At 55.1% G+C, this 21,632-nt stretch carries 22 protein-coding genes; 4 read left to right on the top strand and 18 right to left on the bottom strand.

The genetic code is table 11. The features are described from left to right. Positions 1–212: 212 nt before the first annotated feature. The 8 genes from proX to RT644_RS18650 form a co-directional block, all read right to left on the bottom strand. A complete protein-coding gene (proX, locus tag RT644_RS18685; protein WP_313627546.1) occupies positions 213–1,214 on the bottom strand; it encodes a glycine betaine/L-proline ABC transporter substrate-binding protein ProX in 1,002 nt (333 codons plus the stop codon). A gap of 58 nt (positions 1,215–1,272) precedes the next feature. Next, a complete protein-coding gene (proW, locus tag RT644_RS18680; RefSeq protein ID WP_097407987.1) occupies positions 1,273–2,337 on the bottom strand; it encodes a glycine betaine/L-proline ABC transporter permease ProW in 1,065 nt (354 codons plus the stop codon). Beyond that, positions 2,330–3,532, bottom strand: coding sequence for a glycine betaine/L-proline ABC transporter ATP-binding protein ProV (gene proV / locus RT644_RS18675; protein ID WP_097407986.1), 1,203 nt, complete (start codon positions 3,530–3,532; stop codon positions 2,330–2,332). Before proV ends, proW begins: the two co-directional genes overlap by 8 nt. A 388-nt stretch (positions 3,533–3,920) precedes the next feature. Continuing rightward, complete coding sequence (gene nrdF, locus RT644_RS18670; protein ID WP_045510916.1) at positions 3,921–4,883, bottom strand: class 1b ribonucleoside-diphosphate reductase subunit beta; 963 nt, start codon at positions 4,881–4,883, stop codon at positions 3,921–3,923. 10 nt (positions 4,884–4,893) lie between these two features. Then, entirely contained in the window at positions 4,894–7,038 is a 2,145-nt protein-coding gene (gene nrdE / locus RT644_RS18665) for a class 1b ribonucleoside-diphosphate reductase subunit alpha (protein WP_313627540.1), read from the bottom strand. Continuing rightward, a complete protein-coding gene (gene nrdI / locus RT644_RS18660) occupies positions 7,011–7,421 on the bottom strand; it encodes a class Ib ribonucleoside-diphosphate reductase assembly flavoprotein NrdI (RefSeq protein WP_020454902.1) in 411 nt (136 codons plus the stop codon). Before nrdI ends, nrdE begins: the two co-directional genes overlap by 28 nt. Then, positions 7,418–7,663 carry a glutaredoxin-like protein NrdH gene (gene nrdH, locus RT644_RS18655; RefSeq protein ID WP_020454901.1) on the bottom strand — a complete coding sequence of 82 codons (246 nt, stop codon included), beginning with the start codon at positions 7,661–7,663 and terminating at the stop codon, positions 7,418–7,420. The genes nrdI and nrdH overlap by 4 nt, the downstream gene beginning before the upstream one ends. Positions 7,664–7,926: 263 nt before the next feature. After that, positions 7,927–8,253, bottom strand: a complete 327-nt coding sequence (locus RT644_RS18650) for a DUF883 domain-containing protein (protein ID WP_017459337.1) — start codon at positions 8,251–8,253, stop codon at positions 7,927–7,929. Between the two features lie 162 nt (positions 8,254–8,415). Here RT644_RS18650 and RT644_RS18645 point away from each other — a divergent pair, with 162 nt between their 5' ends. Beyond that, the gene (locus RT644_RS18645) at positions 8,416–8,760 is read left to right on the top strand and encodes a DUF2002 family protein (protein WP_017459338.1); all 345 of its coding nucleotides are present in this window, start codon (positions 8,416–8,418) and stop codon (positions 8,758–8,760) included. 31 nt (positions 8,761–8,791) lie between these two features. Here RT644_RS18645 and alaE read toward each other — a convergent pair whose 3' ends face one another. Continuing rightward, positions 8,792–9,241 carry an L-alanine exporter AlaE gene (gene alaE / locus RT644_RS18640; RefSeq protein WP_017459339.1) on the bottom strand — a complete coding sequence of 150 codons (450 nt, stop codon included), beginning with the start codon at positions 9,239–9,241 and terminating at the stop codon, positions 8,792–8,794. A gap of 450 nt (positions 9,242–9,691) precedes the next feature. After that, a complete protein-coding gene (locus tag RT644_RS18635) occupies positions 9,692–9,871 on the bottom strand; it encodes a hypothetical protein (protein ID WP_313627537.1) in 180 nt (59 codons plus the stop codon). Between the two features lie 179 nt (positions 9,872–10,050). On the opposite strand from RT644_RS18635, the gene RT644_RS18630 reads away from it, so the two are divergent. Next, the gene (locus RT644_RS18630) at positions 10,051–10,209 is read left to right on the top strand and encodes a YqaE/Pmp3 family membrane protein (RefSeq protein ID WP_313627535.1); all 159 of its coding nucleotides are present in this window, start codon (positions 10,051–10,053) and stop codon (positions 10,207–10,209) included. Between the two features lie 151 nt (positions 10,210–10,360). After that, positions 10,361–11,242: a hypothetical protein gene (locus RT644_RS18625; protein WP_313627534.1), complete on the top strand. Its 882-nt coding sequence runs from the start codon at positions 10,361–10,363 to the stop codon at positions 11,240–11,242. A gap of 102 nt (positions 11,243–11,344) precedes the next feature. On the opposite strand, the gene tcp is transcribed toward RT644_RS18625, so the two are convergent. The 5 genes from tcp to RT644_RS18600 form a co-directional block, all read right to left on the bottom strand. Further along, positions 11,345–13,009 (bottom strand): methyl-accepting chemotaxis citrate transducer, encoded by a 1,665-nt coding sequence (tcp, locus tag RT644_RS18620; protein ID WP_269231903.1) that lies wholly within the window; start codon positions 13,007–13,009, stop codon positions 11,345–11,347. Between the two features lie 132 nt (positions 13,010–13,141). Then, entirely contained in the window at positions 13,142–14,563 is a 1,422-nt protein-coding gene (locus RT644_RS18615) for a DNA cytosine methyltransferase (protein ID WP_020454897.1), read from the bottom strand. 75 nt (positions 14,564–14,638) lie between these two features. Beyond that, on the bottom strand, positions 14,639–15,181 hold the full coding sequence (locus RT644_RS18610) for an RNA 2'-phosphotransferase (RefSeq protein WP_313627531.1): 543 nt from the start codon (positions 15,179–15,181) through the stop codon (positions 14,639–14,641). A gap of 82 nt (positions 15,182–15,263) precedes the next feature. Beyond that, entirely contained in the window at positions 15,264–15,788 is a 525-nt protein-coding gene (locus RT644_RS18605; protein ID WP_313627529.1) for a rhodanese family protein, read from the bottom strand. 2 nt (positions 15,789–15,790) lie between these two features. After that, on the bottom strand, positions 15,791–16,102 hold the full coding sequence (locus RT644_RS18600) for an ArsR/SmtB family transcription factor (protein ID WP_097407977.1): 312 nt from the start codon (positions 16,100–16,102) through the stop codon (positions 15,791–15,793). A 153-nt stretch (positions 16,103–16,255) separates the two neighbouring features. Between RT644_RS18600 and RT644_RS18595 the strand changes: the two genes are divergently transcribed. Continuing rightward, positions 16,256–17,527 carry a lipase family protein gene (locus tag RT644_RS18595; RefSeq protein ID WP_313627527.1) on the top strand — a complete coding sequence of 424 codons (1,272 nt, stop codon included), beginning with the start codon at positions 16,256–16,258 and terminating at the stop codon, positions 17,525–17,527. A 220-nt stretch (positions 17,528–17,747) separates the two neighbouring features. Here the strand turns inward: RT644_RS18595 and RT644_RS18590 are convergent, their stop codons facing one another. From RT644_RS18590 to RT644_RS18580, 3 genes are read right to left on the bottom strand one after another with little or no spacing between them, the layout of a single operon-like run. Further along, positions 17,748–18,761 (bottom strand): substrate-binding domain-containing protein, encoded by a 1,014-nt coding sequence (locus tag RT644_RS18590; protein WP_020454892.1) that lies wholly within the window; start codon positions 18,759–18,761, stop codon positions 17,748–17,750. 29 nt (positions 18,762–18,790) lie between these two features. Next, positions 18,791–20,200 (bottom strand): sucrose-6-phosphate hydrolase, encoded by a 1,410-nt coding sequence (locus RT644_RS18585; RefSeq protein ID WP_313627525.1) that lies wholly within the window; start codon positions 20,198–20,200, stop codon positions 18,791–18,793. Continuing rightward, complete coding sequence (locus tag RT644_RS18580; protein ID WP_313627524.1) at positions 20,200–21,570, bottom strand: sucrose-specific PTS transporter subunit IIBC; 1,371 nt, start codon at positions 21,568–21,570, stop codon at positions 20,200–20,202. The genes RT644_RS18585 and RT644_RS18580 overlap by 1 nt, the downstream gene beginning before the upstream one ends. Between the last annotated feature and the right edge of the window lie 62 nt (positions 21,571–21,632).

Below are 21,632 nucleotides of genomic sequence, written 5' to 3'. Positions count from 1 at the left end.
GGCAACGGGCAACGGGCAACGGGCAACGGGCAACGGGCAACGGGCAACGGGCAACGGGCAACGGGCAACAGGCGAACAGGCGAACAGGCGAACAGGCGAACAGGCCACGGGCAACAGGCAACAGGCAACGTGCGAACAGGTACTGCCTGAATAAGCAAAAGCGCCATCCGGCAAAAAAACGATGGCGCTGTTGAAGGGGTGACGGCGACAGGTTATTTCTGTGCGGCAAGCGCCTCTTTGATCCAGCCGTCGAACTGCTGCTGGTGCGCTTTGATCCAGCCATCAACGTGACCCTGAATATCCGCTTCAGACGATTTGCCTGCATGCATCATGGCGTTTTCGGCATTGATATCGGCCAGCGGCAGTTTCATCACGGCGAAAAGTTTCGCCGCCGCCGGGTTTTTCTCGGCCCAGGCTTTGTTGGCAACAATATGCATGGTATTCACCGGGAACCCGTAGTTCATGCCGTTTGGCAGTTTGGTGTCGATATCTTTCTGTTCCCCCGGCAGAGAAGAGAACGGCACTTGCAGCCAGACCACATCTTTACCCGGTTTCAGTACGTCGCTGACCCAGTACGGCGTCCAGGTGTAATAGAGCACCGGTTTACCCTCTTTGAAACGGGTAATGGTATCCGCCATCATCGCCGAGTAGTTCCCGTGGCTAACGGTGACAGTATTTTCCAGACCATAAGCCTGATGCTGGTGGTTAATCACCGCTTCGCAGCCCCAGCCCGGTGAGCAACCCATCATGTCGGCTTTGCCGTCGCCGTTACCGTCAAACAGCCTGGCGATTTTCGGATCCTTTAGCTGCTCGATATTGGTGATGTGATATTTCTCGGCGGTTTTCTTATCGATCAAATACCCCTGCGCCGCGCCGGTGACATAGGTGCCTTCACGGTAGAATTTTTTGTCGCCCCCGGCGGCGGCATACATGTCGTCATGCAGCGGTTGCCAGTTGACGGCGGTAAAGGTGACATCGCCCGCCGCCATTGAGGTGTAACCCACGTTGTAATCCACTTCGTCCGGGGTATTCACGGTGTAACCGAGTTTTTCAAGGGCGCGGCTCACCAGCAATGTCTGGAAACTCTCTTCGGCAATAGTGCTTTGAAAAGGCTTCACGGTGATGCCTTTGCCTGGCAGTTCTGTGTCCGCAGCAAATGCACTGGTCGAGACAAGGGTGGCAAACGCTGTGGCAAAAAGTACGCTATGTCGCATCGTTGTTCCTTATTGTTCAGGTGGGATACTGCTGCCCGGCGAGTTGCCGGGCGACAGATTATTTAGCGAAAGGGCGGGTCAGCAGACCCAGCGGGCCGGTTTGATACCAGCGGCGATTACCGCGGCTGCGGGAATCGCGACCGACAGCCTGCGTCAGGCGATCGAGAATGATAGCGAGGATAACAATCCCCACGCCGCCAACGGTGGCAAGCCCCATATCAAGGCGGCCAATACCGCGCAGTACCATCTGGCCAAGCCCGCCAACGGCGATCATCGAGGCGATCACTACCATGGAGAGGGCAAGCATCAACGTCTGGTTAATTCCCGCCATAATGGTGGGCATGGCCAGCGGTAACTGTACTTTAAACAACATCTGGCGCGGGCTTGCGCCAAATGAGCGCGAGGCTTCGATCAAATCGGCCGGCACCTGGTTGATGCCGAGAATAGTCAGACGCACCACCGGCGGCAGGGCGAAGATAATCGTCACTACCACGCCCGGCACGTTGCCAATACCAAACAGCATCACAATCGGCACCAGGTAGACAAACGCGGGGGTGGTCTGCATCGCATCCAGCAGCGGGCGAACGATTTTCGCCGCGCGCTGGCTACGTGCCAGCCAGATACCCATTGGCAAACCGATCACCACGCAGAACAGCAGGGCGGTCAGTACCAGTGCTAATGTCACCATCGCCTGCGACCAGGCACCGATAGCACCAATAGCAATCAGTGATACCAGCGTGGCAACGCCCATTCCGGCGCTGCTCATCTGCCAGGCGATCAGCGAGAAAATAATAATCGCCACCGGGGCGGGCATGCCCAGCAGCATCTGCTGGAACGCGCTGAGGATGTAATCCACCGGCACGCGAATGCCCTGAAACAACGGGCGAAAGTGCATCACCACCCAGTCGATCGCCTGTGTTACCCAGCTATCGAGCGGGATCAGCGTCTTATGGAACGGATCCATAATATTGAAGTGTTCCGGCGCGGGTGCCGGCGCGCTGTGCAGCCAGTCAGCGCTGCCGCCATCGGCTGGTGCGCTACTGCCGCCGCCCCAGGCATCCGCAGACTGCGCGGCGTTGTCGGTTGCCGGTGCACTATCCCACGGGTTGTTTTGATCAGCCATTGTTTGCCCCCTCGCGATCTAAAGCCTGCAGCAGCATCCGTTTAGAGATGATGCCCACATACTGTTGCTCTTCACCGACCACCGGTACGGCGCAGGGCGCTTGTCCAACGTGGGAGAGCAACTCGCTGAGCGGCGTTTCGGCATCCACCGCAAGCGGGGAGTCGATTAACGCCGCCTCGATCCCCTGGCTTTGACCGAGCGCCTCTTTCAGGGAGTCGATGGAAACAACGCCGACAAACTTATTGCCGCGTTCAATCACATACCCGAATTCACGATCTTCATCCTGCAACACTTTCAGCGCCGAACGCGGGCCGAAGCCTGGCGTTTTGCGAATCAGCCCAACGGGAGTACGCCGTGCAATATCTTTGGCGCTAAATACCTGACTAATATCCACACCACGGAAGAAGGTACGCACATAATCATTGGCCGGATTATTCAATATTTCATCCGGCGTGCCGACCTGTACCACTTCACCGTTTTGCATAATGGCAATCCTGTCGCCAATACGCATGGCTTCATCCAGATCGTGGGAAATAAATACAATGGTGCGCTGGTGGCGGGCCTGAAGCTTTACCAGTTCATCCTGCATTTCGGTGCGAATTAATGGATCGAGCGCGGAGAAGGCTTCATCCATTAATAAGATATCGGGGTTGATGGCTAATGCGCGCGCCAGACCAACACGCTGGCGCATACCGCCAGAAAGTTCATCCGGATAACTGTGCGCATAATTCTCCAGCCCAACCTGACGCAGCGCATCCAGCGCTTTTTCCTGGCGTTCGTGCGCCGCAATACCGGCTAATTCCATGCCAAAGGCGGCATTATCCAGCACCGTCATATGGGGCATTAGCGCAAATGACTGGAAGACCATCGCAATCTTTTTCCTGCGCACCTCGCGTAATTCGGCGTCCGATATTTTGGCGATATCCACGCCGTCAATCAGCACCTGTCCGCGGGTGGGTTCAATCAGGCGATTGAGAAGGCGTACCATAGTGGATTTACCCGATCCGGATAACCCCATGATGACAAATATCTCGCCTTCTTCAATGGCCAGACTGGCGTCTTTCACGCCAAGCGACAGACCCGTTTTTTCCAGAATTTGTTCTTTCGAAAGTCCTTTTTCAATATATTTGAAAGCCCGCTGCGGATGCTCGCCAAATATCTTATAAAGGTTTTTAACTTCTAATTTAATTGCCATGCAATAATAGAGTTCCTGTTATTTATTGTGTCGATATCGTACCTGGTGAGAATAATTGACTGGATATACCCTAGCATACTCAGAATCTGAGACAACCCTGAATTTCCCGTCTTTAAGAATTTGCTTAAGCGATAATTGCCGCGATTTCCCATGAAATAAGGGCTGGCGGTGGGTGAGATTTTTTTGAAATTCGTCGGGGAATCGCACCTGAATAGTGCGGATTCAGATGAAAATGACGAAACAATTACAGTGTAGAAGCTGAAGGGATATTGTGCCGGGAAATCACGAAGACATTATTAAAATAATAATATCCTTTTTTCGTGGCGGGTTATTTTAAGTGCAATATCAACGGGAATATTCCTCTCCCTTTCGGGAGAGGAATGAAAGATTAGAAGTTCCAGTCTTCATCTTCGGTTTCGACGGCTTTGCCCATCACGTATGACGAGCCGGAGCCGGAGAAGAAGTCATGATTTTCATCGGCATTTGGCGAGAGCGCGGACAAAATTGCCGGGTTCACGTCGGCCATTTCCGGCGGGAATAATGGCTCGTAACCGAGGTTCATCAGCGCCTTGTTGGCGTTGTAACAGAGAAACGCTTTCACATCTTCGGCCCAGCCGCTCCCGGCGTACAGATCGTCGGTGTAACTGAGTTCGTTCTCGTAGAGATCCATCAGCAGATCCAGCGCGAACGTTTTCAACTCCTCGCGTTTTTCCGCGCTCACTTTTTCCAGCCCTTTCTGATACTTATAACCAATGTAGTAGCCGTGCACCGCTTCATCGCGGATGATCAGGCGAATCAAATCGGCGGTGTTAGTGAGCTTACCGCGGCTCGACCAGTACATCGGCAGCCAGAAACCGGAATAGAAGAGGAATGATTCCAGAAACACGCTGGCGATCTTCTTCTTCAGCGGTTCATCGGCGCGGTAATAGTGCAGGATCAGCTGCGCTTTGCGCTGCAATGCGGGGTTCTCTTCGCTCCAGCTGTAAGCGGCATCGACATCTCTGCTCTGGCACAGCGTAGAGAAAATAGAGCTGTAAGAGCGGGCGTGCACCGCTTCCATAAAGCTGACATTCGACAACACCGCCTCTTCGTGCGGGGTTAGCGCGTCCGTCATCAACGCGGGCGCGCCGACGGTGTTCTGAATGGTGTCGAGTAACGTCAGACCGGTAAAAACGCGAATAGTAAGCTGCTGTTCTGCCGGGCTTAACGTCTGCCAGGCAGGAATATCGTTCGACAGCGGCACTTTTTCCGGCAACCAGAAGTTGCTGGTCAGGCGATTCCACACTTCCAGGTCTTTATCGTCCTGGATTTTGTTCCAGTTCACCGCGCTGACGCGTGATAGTTGGCTCATCCTTTTCTCCTTACAACGCGCAGGACACGCAACCCTGGATTTCGGTGCCTTCCAGCGCAAGCTGGCGCAGGCGAATGTAATACAGCGACTTAATGCCTTTTTTCCAGGCGTAAATCTGCGCTTTGTTGATATCGCGGGTGGTGGCGGTGTCTTTAAAGAACAGCGTTAGCGAGAGCCCCTGATCCACATGGCGCGTGGCCTCGGCGTAGGTATCAATGATCTTTTCCGGCCCGATTTCGTAGGCGTCTTCGTACAGCGCCAGGTTGTCGTTGGTCATAAACGGCGCCGGGTAGTAAACGCGCCCGGTCTTGCCCTCTTTGCGGATCTCAATTTTCGACACAATCGGGTGAATGCTTGATGTCGCGTGATTGATATACGAGATCGACCCGGTCGGCGGCACGGCCTGTAGATTCTGGTTGTAGATCCCGTAACGCATCACATCGTCACGCAGTTGTTGCCACATTTCACGGGTTGGGATGGTGATGCCAGCACGTTCAAACAGCGCCCGCACTTTTTCCGTTTTCGGTTGCCAGTCACCCTCAAGGTACTGGTTGAAATACTCGCCGCTGGCGTAGCGCGAGGCCGGGAAACCGGCAAAATGCTGACCGCGCTCGCGGGCGATCATCATTGAGGTATGCAGCGCATGCCAGGTGGTGGTGTAGAAGTAGAAATTGGTGAAATCCAGCCCCTCTTCGCTGCCATAGGCGATGCCTTCGCGCGCCAGATAACCGTGCAGGTTCATCTGCCCAAGCCCGATGGCGTGCGAGGCGGCATTGCCGTTTTCCACCGAGGGCACCGAGCGGATATGGCTCATGTCGGACACCGCAGTTAAACCGCGAATGGCGGTTTCCACCGTGCGGCCAAAGTCCGGGGAATCCATCGTGTGCGCAATGTTCAGCGAGCCAAGGTTGCAGGAGATATCGCGCCCGGTATTGGCGTAATCAAGATTCTCATCGAAGGTCGAGGCGCTGTTGACCTGCAAAATTTCCGAGCACAGGTTGCTCATGTTAATGCGCCCGGCAATCGGATTGGCGCGGTTGACCGTATCTTCAAACATGATGTACGGGTAGCCGGATTCAAACTGGATTTCCGCCAGCGTCTGGAAGAAATCGCGGGCATTAATGTAGCTTTTACGCACGCGATCGTCGGCCAGCAACTGCTCGTACATATCGCTAATAGCAACGTCGCCGAACGGTTTGCCATATAAACGTTCGACATCATAGGGCGAGAACAGCGCCATCTCAGCGTTTGCTTTCGCCAGACGGAAAGTGATATCCGGGATCACCACGCCCAGCGACAGGGTTTTGATACGGATTTTCTCGTCGGCGTTTTCGCGCTTGGTATCGAGAAAACGCAGAATATCCGGGTGGTGCGCGTGCAGATAAACCGCGCCTGCGCCCTGGCGTGCGCCAAGCTGGTTGGCATAGGAAAAGGCATCTTCCAGCATTTTCATCACCGGGATCACCCCGGAGGACTGGTTTTCAATGCGCTTGATCGGTGCGCCGGCTTCGCGCAGGTTGGAGAGCAGAAATGCCACGCCGCCGCCGCGTTTGGAAAGCTGCAACGCGGAATTCACCGCGCGGCCAATCGACTCCATATTGTCTTCAATGCGTAACAGGAAACAGGAGACCAGCTCGCCGCGCTGCTGTTTGCCGCAGTTGAGGAACGTTGGCGTCGCGGGCTGAAAACGGCCTGAGAGGATCTCGGTGGTTAACTGGCGCGCCAGCGTTTTATCGCCCTGCGCCAGCGTCAGCGCCACCATGCAGGCGCGATCTTCGAAGTGTTCAAGATAGCGTTTGCCATCAAAGGTTTTCAGCGTGTAGCTGGTGTAAAACTTCCATGCGCCGAGAAAGGTCTGGAAGCGAAAACCGCTGGCGTGCGCATCGGCAATCAGGTCAACGACGAACGCGCGGTCGTAACGGGCCAGCACGCTGTCGTCGTAATAACCTTCCGCCACCAGCCAGTTCAGACGTTCATCCTGGCTGTTAAACGTCACGGTATTCGGGGGCACATGGGTTGCCATAAAGGCGTCCACCGCCTCGCGGTCTTTATCAAACTGAATGCGGCCGTCTTTATCATAAAGATTCAGCATCGCATTCAGCGCGTGGAAATCGGGCGCGGATTGCATCACGCGCTCTGCGGTTGTCGTAGCCAAAATTCGCTCACTCCTTTACGCACGTTGTCGATGTCCTGTTGGGTGCCCATCAACTCAAAACGATACAGATACGGCACGGCGCATTTTTGCGATATCACATCGCCTGCGCGGCCAAAGGCTTCACCGAAATTACGGTTGCCGGAGGCGATCACGCCGCGAATCAATGCGCGATTGTGCGGATCGTTTAAAAAACGGATCACCTGGCGCGGAACCGCACCTGCCGTACCGCCACCGCCATAACTGGGCACCACCAGGATATAGGGTTCGTCTACCTGGAGGCGTTCACGCTCATTAAGCGGAATGCGCACGGCCGGCAGCCCGAGACGCGCGATAAAACGCTGCGTGTTTTCCGAGCTGCTGGAGAAGTAGACGAGAGTGCTCATGCGCTGGCGACGCTCGGCGCGGCATGTAAGCGATTAATCATATCCGGGCGAAAACCGGACCATGTTGTTTCCCCGGCGACAACCACCGGTAACTGACGAAAGCCCATTGCACGCAGCTCATCTGCCGCTTCCGGCACGTGGTCAACGTTCACCATTTCGAACGCCAGGCCACGGCTTTCCATCGCACGTTTGGTGGCGTGGCACTGAACACAATCATTTCGAGTGTAAATGGTAATGCGCATAATTCGTATTTCCGTCTAAAGTGGATTGGCGGCGCGAAGGTTCGCGTCAGTTAGTGTCTGTGTTACTGATCTTAATACTAGATGTAGTTATTTAAAGATGCAACCACACAATATATAGGAAATTGTCATAGGCTTTGCCCGGAGGATAGAAACAATGGGTAAGGGCGGTGTGTACGCGTTTCGTACAGAAAAGGGCGATGTGCAGACAAATAAAAACCCCTGCGGGCGTTGAAACCAGCAGGGGTCAGCAGGGTGGAAATCTGTTAGCGGCGCAAGCTCAGCAGCGCGCCAAGAAAAATACCGACCGCGGCGGCAGCGCCAACGCTGCACCAGGGTTTGTCTTTCACAAACGTATCGGCACAACCCACGGCGTCTCTCGCCGCTTGTTGCACACGGCTGCGGCCATGCATGCGTGCGCGGGTCTCTTTCAGCAGGGCCTGTGCTTTACGGCGCGCGCTTTCCGCTTCGTCTTTCGCGTCGCTGCCCCAGGATTTCAGCACGGCTTCGAGGCTGTCAGCGAGCTGGTTAACATCGTGGTTAATATCCTCAACACCTTCATCTACGTCACGGCGATTCGGTCTGTTAAACATAGGATCCTCCCTCGTTTTCGATGTGAATTTTAGTTTAGACCATAATTTTCAAGGCCAGACGGCAATCACGCCTTTCAGGTTCGTTTGTGGAATTTTCTGAGTCACGGTCCATGCTCAGTCATGTAAGGTGGCGAGGCTTTGGAAAGATGACGAGGAAAATCTATGTATTTAAGACCCGATGAAGTGGCGCGCGTGCTGGAAAAAGTGGGATTTACCATGGATGTGGCCACGCCGAAAACCTATGGTTATCGCCGTGGCGAAAATTATGTGTATGTTAACCGCGAAGCGCGTATGGGACGCACGGCGCTGGTGATCCACCCCACGTTGAAAGAACGCAGTTCGTCGCTTGCGGAACCCGCCTCGGACATCAAACTGTGCGATCACTATCAGAATTTCCCGCTCTATTTCGGCGGCGATGCGCAGGAGCATTACGGCATTCCGCACGGCTTTAGCTCGCGCGTGGCGCTGGAAAAGTTTATTACGGGGTTATTTGGCGAAGCGCATTAAAAGGCGACAGACCGAAGCCTGCCGCCCGCCATCAGGCCTTGGCCTGATGGTAGTTGCTCACCCGGAACAGGCGGCGGCAATAATCAAGGAAGTAACCGTACACTGCGCCCATCATCATCGACAGCACAATATTGGAGCTGACTGCGGCGACAATCTGGTGCCAGTCGGCACCGACTCCCCACAAAATAGCGACATACACCGGTGACTGGAAGGTCACATAAGCCAGCACATCGGCGAGATTTTTCATCCAGCCAGACGGGCTAATACGGCGGGCGTAACGCATAAATGCATCGCGATACATGCCATAAGGCCAGGCGATAATAATGTTCACCGGGATAGCCACCAGCCGCGATGAAAGTGACTGTTCAAAGCTCATTCCGGAGAGAAATATTTCAATCAACATGTTCACTACCGAACAGTAGACAACCATAGCAAAGGTGTCCGCAGCGGCGTGACGCAGGCGAGACTGCGAAGAGAACATGGTGGTGCTCCTTGATAATCAATAAACAGGCTAATGAACGGTCGTGTTAGCGTTTTGAAACGGCTGGTTTGGTGTGTGTAGATTATCTGTCTGCATTGAAACTCACAACTAGCTATAAATTTTTATTTTCTTTTCTTTATTGGATAAAGTGCTCTGTGTTTGCGTGAATTTTACGCATTTCATTATTTTTGTTGGGTTGGTTATGAAATGTTTTATTTATCAAGTGCTTGCATGTTTTGTGTGATGTGGCGCACTGAGCGGCTGGTGACAAAATGGGCGGGTTTCAGAGCGCTATGCTTTGCGGAAGAAAATAAAACATTAGGCAGCATTTTTTATGCTAACTAAGCGTGAATGGCAGTGTTTAGTGCTGAAAATGAGGGTGCTTGTTTATGCGGTTTTTTTGAATGGAAATGAAGTTTTAAGCGGTGGGTGAACGCCCACCGCCGCCGATCAGCAGACGCCAAAATCACCGTCTTCTTTATACAAAGAGACATCTTCCGCTTTCAGCGTGATTTTTGCTGCCTGCTCGTCGTGGGCCGGAACCGCGACAATCTGATCCTGATGGACTTCCAGAATTTTCAATTTTGGCCCGCCAATGCGTGGCTGCACAATATCGCCGACAGAAAACATGCTTTGCTCCTTTTGTAATGAGTTTGTGAAGATAAACATAGCCTGAACGTCTGCCAGGGTACAGCGTAAAAGAGGGTAAACACGGCCAGTGAAAGTGGCAGGTACAGTCAAAGTGGCTAATCTTTAAGGGATTGTCTTTTTTTTCAATCAGCTGGAATGATGTTGCACAGGAGGTTTATATGGGTTTCTGGCGAGTTGTATTTACCATTATTCTGCCGCCGCTGGGCGTGCTGCTTGGCAAAGGCTTTGGATGGGCATTTATCATTAACATCCTGCTTACACTGCTGGGCTATTTCCCTGGCCTTATCCACGCGTTTTGGGTGCAAACCCGCGATTAACCCCTGTCGGGCGGGTCTCCGCCCATTATTAAAACTCACCTGATAACACCCCAATTTATGGTGGTTTTGCGTGAATTTTGCGCAAAAAAGTAAAGAAGCGATACGAGGCAGACGATAACCGACTGATGAACGTTAATTCTATGGAGAAGATATGAGCATTCAGGATGTCGGTTCGGCTGTCGCGTTACAGACGTTGCCCGAAGTACGTCAGTCAAAAACCATCACGTTTGCCGGAAAAGAGATCGTCACGGAGCGCTCGATTTCCGTCAACATTTCAGCAGAAGCGTTGGCGAAGGGCATGGAAGGGCACACGCCGCCAACCAAAGAAGAAGCGGAAAAGAGGGCTCAGGCAATGGCGGTGGTTCGCAATGCCAACATGGCCACTTATGCCCGTGGGCCAAGCCTCGCCAGCGAATTCTATTCCGATCCGCAAAGCGCGGGCGACGCGGTGAAATTTATCGACTTTTTCCAGCACTCAACCGTTAACCCTGATGACATGGCCGCCGCGCTGCATCAGGCGCTGGTCTCACCGCAAACGAGCGGTGATTACACTACCAGCGCGATGGATCTGTCGATGACCCAGGCGAAGCTGAATGAGGTGGTGTCAAAGTACATCTCTGCTGATTATCAGCAACAGGCCAGCGCGTTTGTCGCTGGTTTTATTGCTGATAAAGCCGATCAGGCCGATCAGATTAACCGCGTGGTGCTGACGCAGGCGTCGAATCTGGCGCAAAGCCTGGGCAATACAACACAAGCCAGGCAACATCAGCAGGCGATTGATCAACTGAGTGCGGGCACTCATGCCTCCCAGACGGTACGCAATCAAATGCTGAGTATCACCGCCAGCGGTACTGACAGCGATAGCTGGTTTACACAGTTTAATCAGTCAGTGGACAGTAGCGGAACGCTGCCGTTTATGCGTGATATCGAGAAAAACCACATCAGCGCGCTACAGCAGCAATGGCAGCAGTTTGCAGTCTTTTTGCAGACCGCAAAACAGAGCGATGCAGCACAAGAGGCGGGCAAGCAGTAGCCAGTAACCACTACCGCGTTGCAGCGCCATCCGGCTTAAGAACATCATCGTGAAAGGAAGAAAAGCCAGCGCGAAGCATATCGCGCTGGCTTTTTGCGGGTGTCAGAACGTTTCCCAGTTGTTGTCACTACTTGAAGGCGATGCGGTAGCGACCGGGCGCAGCGGCGTGGCTTGTGGTTTGCCCGGTTTTGCACTCAGGAGTGGGTTGTGTCCGTTAACACGGAACACGGCAACCGCCTGACGCAACTGCTCGGCTTGCTGCTCCAGCGCGGCGGAAGCGGCAGCAGATTCCTGTACCAGCGCGGCGTTCTGCTGAGTTACGCTGTCCATCTGCGATACCGCGAGGCTCACTTGCTCAATTCCCTTGCTCTGTTCTTCCGAGGCGGAGGCGATTTCGCCCATGATATCGGTCACACGCGTAACAGCGTTGACGATCTCTTTCATCGTATCGCCCGCTTCAGCAACCTGCGTGGTACCCGAGTTCACCCGGTTCACCGAGTTATCGATCAGGGTTTTGATCTCTTTAGCCGCCTGCGCACTGCGGCTGGCCAGCGTACGGACTTCGCCTGCCACCACCGCAAAACCACGGCCCTGTTCACCGGCACGCGCCGCTTCTACCGCAGCGTTGAGCGCGAGAATATTGGTCTGGAAGGCGATGCCGTCAATCACGCTGGTGATATGGGCGATTTGCTGCGAGCTGTCGGAAATTTCGCTCATCGTGCGCACCACGTTATTCACCACTTCGCCACCGCGCGCGGCGGTATCGGAGGCATTTTTCGCCAGATGCGATGCCTGACGGGCGTTATCGGTGTTCTGTTTCACCGTGGCCGTTAACTGTTCCATGCTGGCGGCGGTCTCTTCCAGCGAGGCGGCTTGTTGCTCGGTACGCGACGAGAGATCGTTGTTGCCGGTGGAGATTTCGCTGGCGCCGGTGTAAATCGAATCCGAGCTGTTACGCACCGCGCTGACGGTTTTCACCAGCGATGTTTGCATTTCATGTAAGCCGGCGGCGAGCTGGCTCATTTCGTTGCGCCCTTCGGCCGAAATGCTCATTGTCAAATCGCCCCCGGCGATAGCGCGAATATGCCCCATCACGCTGTGCAGCGGGCGCAGAAGCAAGTGCTGCAAACCGAGCCAGATAACGGTCATCACCGCAATTACCACCAACAAAATCACGCCCAGCGTCCACTGCATGCTGGTAAAACTGCTCTGGTTTTGTTGGGCGGCGGCTTGCAGGAAGGTGTTGTTTTCCGCTCGCCATTTGGCGTAGCTGGCATCCATATCATCCTGCGCTTGCTGCGCGTCGAGGTTGCCATAGGCTTCATAGTTATTGGCGCGCAGGAAAGCGATCGACTGCTGCAACACATCGTGCATTTTGGTGATGTTCTGCGCCACTTCGTCGGCTAATGCAGCGTCCTGACCGGCAACGCGCGGTGTGCTTTTATAGTTGTTAAAATAGCCTTCGGACTTACCCAGAGAATCAGCCGCCGTAGTGAGCAGTTTTTCAATGCTGGCCAGCGACGCCGGATCGCGCTGGTTTTTCAAAAAGCGGATTGCCACGCGGGTAACGGTAACGCGTGTTTTGATAAGCGTGTTTACGCTGTCGCCAAGATTTTCTTGCTGCGCATTCAGAACGCCAGTGTTCTGAAAGTTGACCCTGTCGTTATTGACCGCAGAGTAGAAAAGACCCCCAGTAACCAGTTGAAGAAGACAAAATACTGAAAGAGCAATAATGATGCCTGTAATAACCCGTATATTTTTAAGCATGGCCATAGTCCGTGAGAGAGTCGGGATTGCACCACTAATATCGACCTGGCCAGCATTAACTTTATGATCACTTTTTAAACACTTAAATAAGACTTAAATAAGTGCCGGCGCCTTGCGCGCCGGGAACATGTTTTAGATTTTTTTGCGGCGTTTTACGGCGAGAGCAATACGGGGTTCCAGTAGTTTTGCCACGGCGGCAAACACGGGAACGACAACCGAGTTGCCAAACTGGCGATAAGCTTGGGTATCGGAAACCGGAATGCGAAACGGTTTTTCGCCCACTTTTTCAAACCCCATCAAACGCGCGCACTCATGCGGCGTCAGGCGTCGCGGGCGACGCGCCTGGTTTTCCGCGTTGGCAAAATCGGCCTCGCCGAGCGCTTTATCCCAGCCGCGATCGATAAGAATTTCTGAACCATCTTTGTGATAACGCGCCGAAAGCGTGCGTGCCACGCTATCCGCGCGGGTTGGATCAACCAGCCCGAAACCAAAACCATTGCCTTTCGCGGCGTGTTTTTTCGCGTAGCGATAGAGGTAATCCCACAGCTTATGCGACAACACATATTTGCTGTCGACGGTTGGCTCCAGTAACTCACCGAACGCGGGCCGCTTTGTCGGATAAAAACGGTCAATATCGCGCAGGGTAAAGCCGTCGGCGAGATCTAAATCGCGGCGAAAACCCACCAGCACAATGCGCTCGCGGTGCTGAGGTAAAAAGTGTTTGCCATCGATGATTTTCGGGTCATCTTTGCCGTTTAGCGCGGCGTCAGCGACGTCATAGCCCAGCTCATCCAGCGTATTCATGATCACGCTGAAGGTTTTGCCTTTGTCGTGGCTCTTTAAATTTTTAACGTTTTCCAGCACGAAGATCGCCGGGCGACGGGCTTTGATAATGCGCGCCACATCGAAAAACAGCGTGCCCTGCGCTTCGCACTCAAACCCGTGCGCGCGACCCATGGCGTTCTTTTTACTCACGCCCGCGAGGCTAAAGGGCTGGCAGGGAAATCCGGCGAGCAGAACATCGTGGTCAGGGATCGTTGCGGCGATATGCGCATAGGCGTCGGCTTCGGAAACGTTCGGGTTGCCGCTCAGCGTCACTTCGCGAATATCCTGATTGAAGGTATGCGTGGCGTGATCGTTGTACCAGTTGGCTTTATAGGTGCGCACCGCGTTTTTATTCCATTCACTGGTAAACACGCACTGCCCGCCAATGGCTTCAAACCCGCTGCGAATACCGCCGATACCGGCAAAGAGATCGATAAAGCGAAAACGATAGTTCGGGTGATGGGCGGGCGGGGAGGGCAGCAAGCTGCGAAGCTGCGCTTCTTCGGCGGCGGTGAACGTTCTCGGATTGCCTTTGCCGTTGATCCAGCGGTTGAGCGATTCGCGGCTCCACTCGGCTTTACCCGCTTTTTTTAACTGCTCCGCCACATATTTCTGGCCGTAGATTTCCAGCACCTGATCCAGTAGTACCCGGTCCCGTTCCTGCTGTCGCTGCTGGTCAGTATCTGCCTGCGCCAGCAGATCCTGCGCAAGTGAATCAAATTCCGCCATGACGTCTCCTTGGGGTTAGGCCCTGAAATATATCACTCATTTGACCCAGAGGATAATCGGCAGGTGCGGGGATTTTTACTGCGCAATAAATGAAGGCGGTACTGATTCGGTGAGCCACACGCCGTTATCAGCTTGATAGAAAACAAAGCCCTGCGTCTGCATCTCGCCTGCGTTAACTCGCAGCACCACCGGTTCCCCATGGCGCTGGCCAACTGCCGTTGCTGTGACTTCATCGGCGGATAAATGCACATACTGGCGCGATTTTGCTTCAAGCCCCTGCGTCAGAATGTCGTCAAGGAAACGGGTAGCCGTGCCGTGATAAAGCGTTTCTGGCGGCACTTTCGGTTGATAGGAAATATTGACCTGCGCGGTGGAATGCCCCTGCGCGGCGCGGATTGATACACCATCGGCAGATAAGGTGAAGCGCTTTTTATCGCTGGTCTCGACAATCTGGCGGATCAGCTCGTGGGTAAACGCATAACCTTGCAGTGCTGCGCCGGCGATCAGCGCATCAATATTGGCCCAGCCTTCTGCATCCAGCGTCAACCCAATCGCCTGAGGTTCATGGCGTAAGACGTAGCTTAAAAACTTACTCATCTCACTCTGTTTTTTGTCCATCAATGACTCTCCGTTTGAAAGCGCCATTATCGGGCGACTTTTCTGTGCGGGCAATTACCCACTTCTGGCAGCGCAAACCTGCTTAACTGCGGTTCCACGGCATTTTCGCCAGCAGCAGCGCCATGCCACACCAGCCGCTCAGACCCGCAAACAGCAAACCCGCGCCGACAAAACCCGACAGCAGGAAGAAATTAGGGTGAAGCGTAAAACCAAGCACCACACCGAGCAGGATCAGGCTGCCTGCCACAATCTGCACCTGCTGCATCAGCGGGCGCGGCTGACGTTTATCCTGCATCGTTGGCAGCTTTTCGCGCTTCCAGTTATTGAGCCCACCGTCGAGGATCATCACCTTAGCTGGCGCTGCGGCGCGTACTAATGCGTCGGCGTTTTGTTGCGTGCGCATACCGGACTGACAATGGAAAATAACCGTTTGGTCCGGCGAACCTGGCGTAACAGTTTGCCCGGCAAGCACGTCGTCCAGCGGCAGGGAAACCGCGTCCGGCAAATGTTCACGACGAAATTCATCCGCCTGGCGAATATCAACAATCAGCGCGCCGTTTTTCTGCTGCGCACTGGCTTCTTGTGGGCTGACGAGGGTGTACTGCATGGTTATATCTCCGGGCAATAAATGGTTTTCAGCGTATGAACCAGCGTGCGGATCGCAGGCGCTTTAATGAAGTAGTTCACCCGCTGCGCCTGGCGCTGGCTTTCGATCAACCCTTCCTCTTTCATCCGTGTCAGATGCTGCGACGTGGCGGAAGGGCTAAGGCCTGTAATCGCGCTTAGCTCCCCGGCGGATGTGCCGGGTGCGTCACACAACATGCAGAGGATCAGTAAACGATGCGGGTTACTCATCGCTTTCAGCAGGGCAGACGCTTTCTCTGCCTGCGCTTGCAGTAAGGTGATATCCGGACTGGTCATTTTATTTTAGCATTGTCTAAATTTAGGTAACTCTAAAATAAGTGGCGTGAAGAAAGCAACCTGTATGAATAAATTACTCACACTTTCGGTTTGAATTCTGGCCGCCAACTCCGTTTACTGACGGCTAACATCCCGCTATCTATGGAGAAAAACGTGAAAGTTTGCCGCTATCTCAACTGTGCGATTTGCGCCCTTACCATGTGGGTCAACGGCGCGAACGCCTGGAGCAACGCGCTGCCGGTTGGGCCTGCGGCAGGTGATCAAACGCTTTCGCCGTTTTATATCTGGGATGGCGCGTTACCCGATAAACCCGGCGTGATGCTGCGTGAAGAGCCGATTCCCGGTCAGCCTGACATTACTGATGCCAGCGAGATCACGCGCATTCTTTATACCTCGCAGGATAAACGCTGGAACGCTGGCATCGTGCCGGTCAGCGGTACGCTGTGGTTGCCGAAAGGGCACGCGCCAAAAGGCGGCTGGCCGCTTGTCGCCTGGGCGCACGGTACGCTGGGCGTTGCCGATAGCTGTGCGCCTTCCTGGACTAACCCGACCCCGCGGGATGCGCACTATATCAATCAGTGGCTGAAGCACGGTTTTGCTGTCGTCGCCACCGATTACCAGGGCCTTGGCGGGCCAGGCCCGCACCCATATATGAACTGGGAAGCAGAAGGGCGTTCGGTGCTGGACAGCGTGCGCGCTGTGCTCAGCAGCACGCCGCAACTGGCAAATAATCTGGTGATCAGCGGTCAGTCGCAAGGCTCCGGCGCATCGCTTGGCGCCAGCCTGCTCGCGCCGGATTACGCGCCGGAACTCCAGCTTCGCGCGACCATTGCTACCGGTGTGGTCGCCACTTTTCCGGATGGCCCGATCAAACCGGGATCTGCGCGGCCAGAGCAGCGCGATCCTGCCCGTTTTACGCTGCTGCGCATCATTGGTGGTTCGCTGCCGGACGGCGCACCGCCAGCGGAAAAATGGGTGACAGATCAAGGCGCGAAGATGCTGGCGCTCGCCAGAACATCCTGTATGCCGGAACTGGGGCGCTATGAGCGCCACGAAAAACTGACTGGTGACACGGTGTTTATCGGTGGCACAAAACAGGTGGAGTCAACCTTGCTTGCGGTAACGGATATGCCGGTGAAAACCTTTCCTGCGCCGCTGTTTACCGCAACCGGGCTTGCCGATCATACGTTGTCACCGCATCACCAGTACGCCGCTATCGCTGCGCTCTGCGCGGGTGGCAATGCGGTGGAGTGGAAGACCTACCCCGGCATTACGCATAACGGTGTGGTTAACGTCGCTTTCGATGACGAACTGAAATTTGTACGCGGCGTGATGGAAAACGCCCCGCAGTCCAACAGTTGTGGTTCGTTACAAGCTCCTGGCGAATTGCAGCAGCCATTAAAGGGCGTGCCGTTTAACCGGTAGTGTGCCGGTCAGGCCAGAAATGCAGCGATACACTCTCCGCCTGAAAGGCAGCAAGTAAAAGGGAGAAATCGGTATCAGGCTCCGGTTGTCGATAACCGCCAGTGACGGGAGGCTGAAGAGTGATGTGCTCATGCTCCTCGCCTGTTTGTGTTAAGCCGCCAGCAGGGCTGCATGCTTAAAAACAGAGCAAACAGGAGAGGGGCGCAGGCGGAATATAGTCTTATGACGTGGAGTGGCGAAAGCGCAGCGTTGCGGGCAGCACGCGCTGTGGTGAAGCCGGTTCATTGCCTTCTATCATCTGGGTGATGATATCAAAGCAGTCCTGCGCGAGGCGCGGGACATTCTGCTCCACCGTATCAATCGGTAGCGTCAGCGAATCATATAAATAGTGATCGTCGAAGCTGGCGATATGAATATCGCTCTCCAGCATATGGTGCTGGCTCATATAACGCAGCACCCCTTCCAGCAGGCCGCAGGCGGCGGTGAACAGCGCTTTTGGCGGGCGGCCCAGTTTCGCGCACAGGGCCGAGAACATTTCGTAACCGCTGCTCGGATGGTAATTACCGTGAATAATCCACTCCGGGCGCGGAGTCACACCGGCGCGCTCCAGCCCTTGCATAAATCCGGCAAGGCGGTCTTTGGTGGGCGACAGGCGCGGTTGCCCGCCAAGAAAGTAGACTTCATCCGGGTTGGCGCGCGCCAGCCGTTCGACCAGTTCGGCGGTCGGCGTCAGCGAATCGGTGATCACCAACGGCAACTGTGTGTCATTGATATGGCGGTCAAACAGCACCACCGGCAACTGCTCGCTGAGCTTCACATAGTCGGCGTCGTTTTGCATGCTGGAGGCGACAATCAGCCCGTCGACCTGGCGCGCAACCAGGTTGTTGACCACCACCGTTTCCTGACTGGCGTTTTCATCGGTACAGGAGATAAGTAGCTGCAAACCGGCTTCGCGGCAGAGATTTTCCAGCTCGTGAGAAAAAACAGCGAAACCGTAGTTGGTGATTTCCGGCACCACCAGCCCCAGCGTGTGGCTGCGGTTTTCACGCAGCAGGCGGGCGTGAATGCTGGGCTGGTAATGATGCTGCTGGGCGATAGCCTGCACGCGATCGCGCGTCTCCTGCGCCACGCGCAGCTCTTTACCACGGCCGTTAAGCACCAGGCTGGCAGTGGCTTTTGAGACCCCCGCCAGCGCGGCGATATCACTGATGGTAACGCGTTTTGTTTTTCTCACGGTTGTGCATCGGTTAAGGAAACAAGCACTTATTCTACCATGCAAGCACGTAACGACCAGTAGCTGGCCTGCACTTCTGCGTCTCCCGTCAGGGTTATTTGCGCCGGATGGGCCGGGAAGTAGCGGCTGCTCATCACCCCTTCGCCATCGTTGATAAAGATTTCGACGCTGGAGTGGTCACAAAGGATCTGCAACTTATGCGCGCAACCGTTCCAGTAACGGTGCTGCCACGCGCCGTTCTCCAGACTGCGACGTAAAAGACGCAGTTCATCGTGCCGCCATTCGAGGCGCAGCGTATCGGCGAAATCCAGCGTTATGCCGCCCGCACTTTCCAGCACCAGTTCCAGGCGCTGCGCATCCAGCGCGGGCATCTTGTGCGCTGTGCCGCGATAATGTTGCTGATCACCACGCAGTGCCTGCAACTCCCTGACCGGTTGCTGATAGAGTTTTCCGTTGCGCGAGGACAGCTCTCGCAGGCAGGTCATCTGGTGGATCCAACCGTTGGCAACGGTCGGCTGGCGCATCTCTTCGCCGTCCGGCACGCCCATCCAGCCTACCAGCAGGCGGCGCCCGTCGGCGCTGAGCGTGGTTTGCGGAGCATAAAACTCAAACCCGGCGTCCAGTTCGTGAAAGTCGCCGTGCTGGTAGCTTGCACTGGCGTAGTCGAGTTGACCGCTTAAGTAAGCGCTTGGGTAAGTGTTGAGATAACGCTTCTCTTCCCGCGCGATCCCCTGCGGACAGCAGATTAAAAACGTACTGCCGTTAAGGGTGAACATGTCCGGGCACTCCCACATATAGCCCGCGTCACCCAGTCCACCCATCCCGCTACCGGCGATTTCGCCAAGGTTTTGCCAGTTCCACAGGTTTTCGGAACGCAGGAGTAAAACTTTGCCCTGCAATTGCAGGTCCTGCGCGCCCAGCACCATGTACCAATAGTCGCCGTGGCGCCACACTTTCGGGTCGCGAACGTGGCCGGTGTAGCCGTGCGGCAGGGGGATGGCCGGGCCGAGCTTGTCGAAGCCGCCCGCGCTGTTTTGCACCGCCAGGCATTGCCACGCGGTGCGCGTGCCATCATCAAATTTCACATTGCCGGTATAACAAAGCGTCAGGACGCCATTGTTATCAACGGCGCTGCCGGAATAACAACCGCTGCGGTCGTACTCTTCATCAGGCATCAACGCGACAGGTTCATGCTGCCAGTGCACTAAGTCCTCTGAACTCCAGTGCCCCCAGCACTTGTGCTGGTGCTGGCAGCCCAGCGCATTCCACTGGTAGAACAGGTGGTAGCGCCCGGCAAAGTGGATAAACCCGTTCGGATCGTTGAGTAGCCCGGTGGCCGGCGCCAGGTGCCAGCCGGGGTAGTGGCTGTCATTCAGCGCCTTCGGTAGACCTTTCATCACCGCCTGTAAAATGGCGGGTAGCAGCGGTTGTGAAGCCATTATTCAGAGTCCGTTTTGTATTTCAGCAGGTAAGAGATAACAAAGGCGACGCTAAAGGCGATAGCCATGCCGATAATATAATTCAGCAGCGAGCTGGCCTGCACAATCGCCATCCCTGGTAGGCCGGTCAGGCCAACCGCCGTCATATAGACATGCACCGACACCACCCACGCGCCGCCAACCGCGCCGCCAATCAGTGCGGCGATAAACGGTTTTACAAAGCGCAAGTTGATACCGAAAATAGCCGCCTCGGTAATGCCGAGCAGAGCAGAGAACGCCGAGGGCAGGGTAATCGCTTTAATCTTCGCGTCTTTGGTTTTAAACCATACCGCCAGGCACGCTCCGCCCTGCGCCACGTTTGCCATCGCCCAAATCGGCAGCAGGAAGTTAACGCCAATCGATGGATTCCCCAACAGCCCGGCTTCAATGGCATGGAAGCTGTGGTGCACACCGGTGATCACTATCACCGAATACAAGCCGCCGAACAGCAGACCGGCCAGCCATCCGGCATGGGTGATAAGGGTGCTGAGCACAAACGAGATGCCGTCGCCGAGCGCGCGACCTGCCGGGCCGATAATCAACATCGCGACAAAGCCGGAGATAATCACCGTCAGGAACGGCGTGAGGATCAGATCCAGCGCATCCGGGATCACCCGGCGCAGTTGTTTTTCCAGCAGGCTCATAAACCACACCGCCAGCAGCACCGGGAAGACGGTCCCCTGGTAGCCGATCATCGCCACTTCGATGCCGAAGAAGTTCATGGTGTGGAAGCCAGCCGCCACGCCCCAGGCGTTGGTCAGCGCCGGGTGGGTCAGAATGCCGCCCAGCGTTGCGCCAAGGTACGGATTACCGCCAAATTCGCGCGCGGCAGTAAAACCAATCAGGATCGGCAGAATGATAAACGCCGCCGAGCTGAACATGTCGAGCATGATATAGAGCGCGTTGTCAGCGTTGACCCAGCCGTAGGTTTTCACCATCCCCAGCAGGCCCATCAGCAGACCGGAGGCGACAATCGCCGGAATAATCGGCACGAAAATGTTGGAGAGCAAACGGGCGATACGCTGGAACGGGTTCAGTTTACGCGCGGCAATGTCTGCCGCTTCCGATTTACTGGTTTCGCTGATCCCGGCTTCGGCAATAAACGCGGCGTAGACTTTGTTCACTACGCCTGTGCCAAAGATAATCTGCAACTGACCAGCGTTACGAAAGCACCCCTTTACGCCGTCGACTTTGCCAATCGCGGCAGTGTCTGCTTTAGCGTCTTCCACCAGCACCAGGCGCAGGCGTGTCGCGCAGTGCGCGGCGCTGGCAATATTGTCCTTGCCTCCCAGCAGCGGCAGTAGCGACAGGGAAATTTGTGCAAAATCCATAAAAACCTCTGTTTTATCGTTTTTGTGGGACTAACCGGCAAAAAGGGCTCCCGAAGGAGCCG

It is taken from the genome of Kosakonia sp., assembly GCF_032104925.1.
Lineage (GTDB): Bacteria > Pseudomonadota > Gammaproteobacteria > Enterobacterales > Enterobacteriaceae > Kosakonia.
The sequence above is the reverse complement of the archived record's forward strand: the minus strand, read 5'-3'. Positions and strand labels throughout refer to the sequence as shown.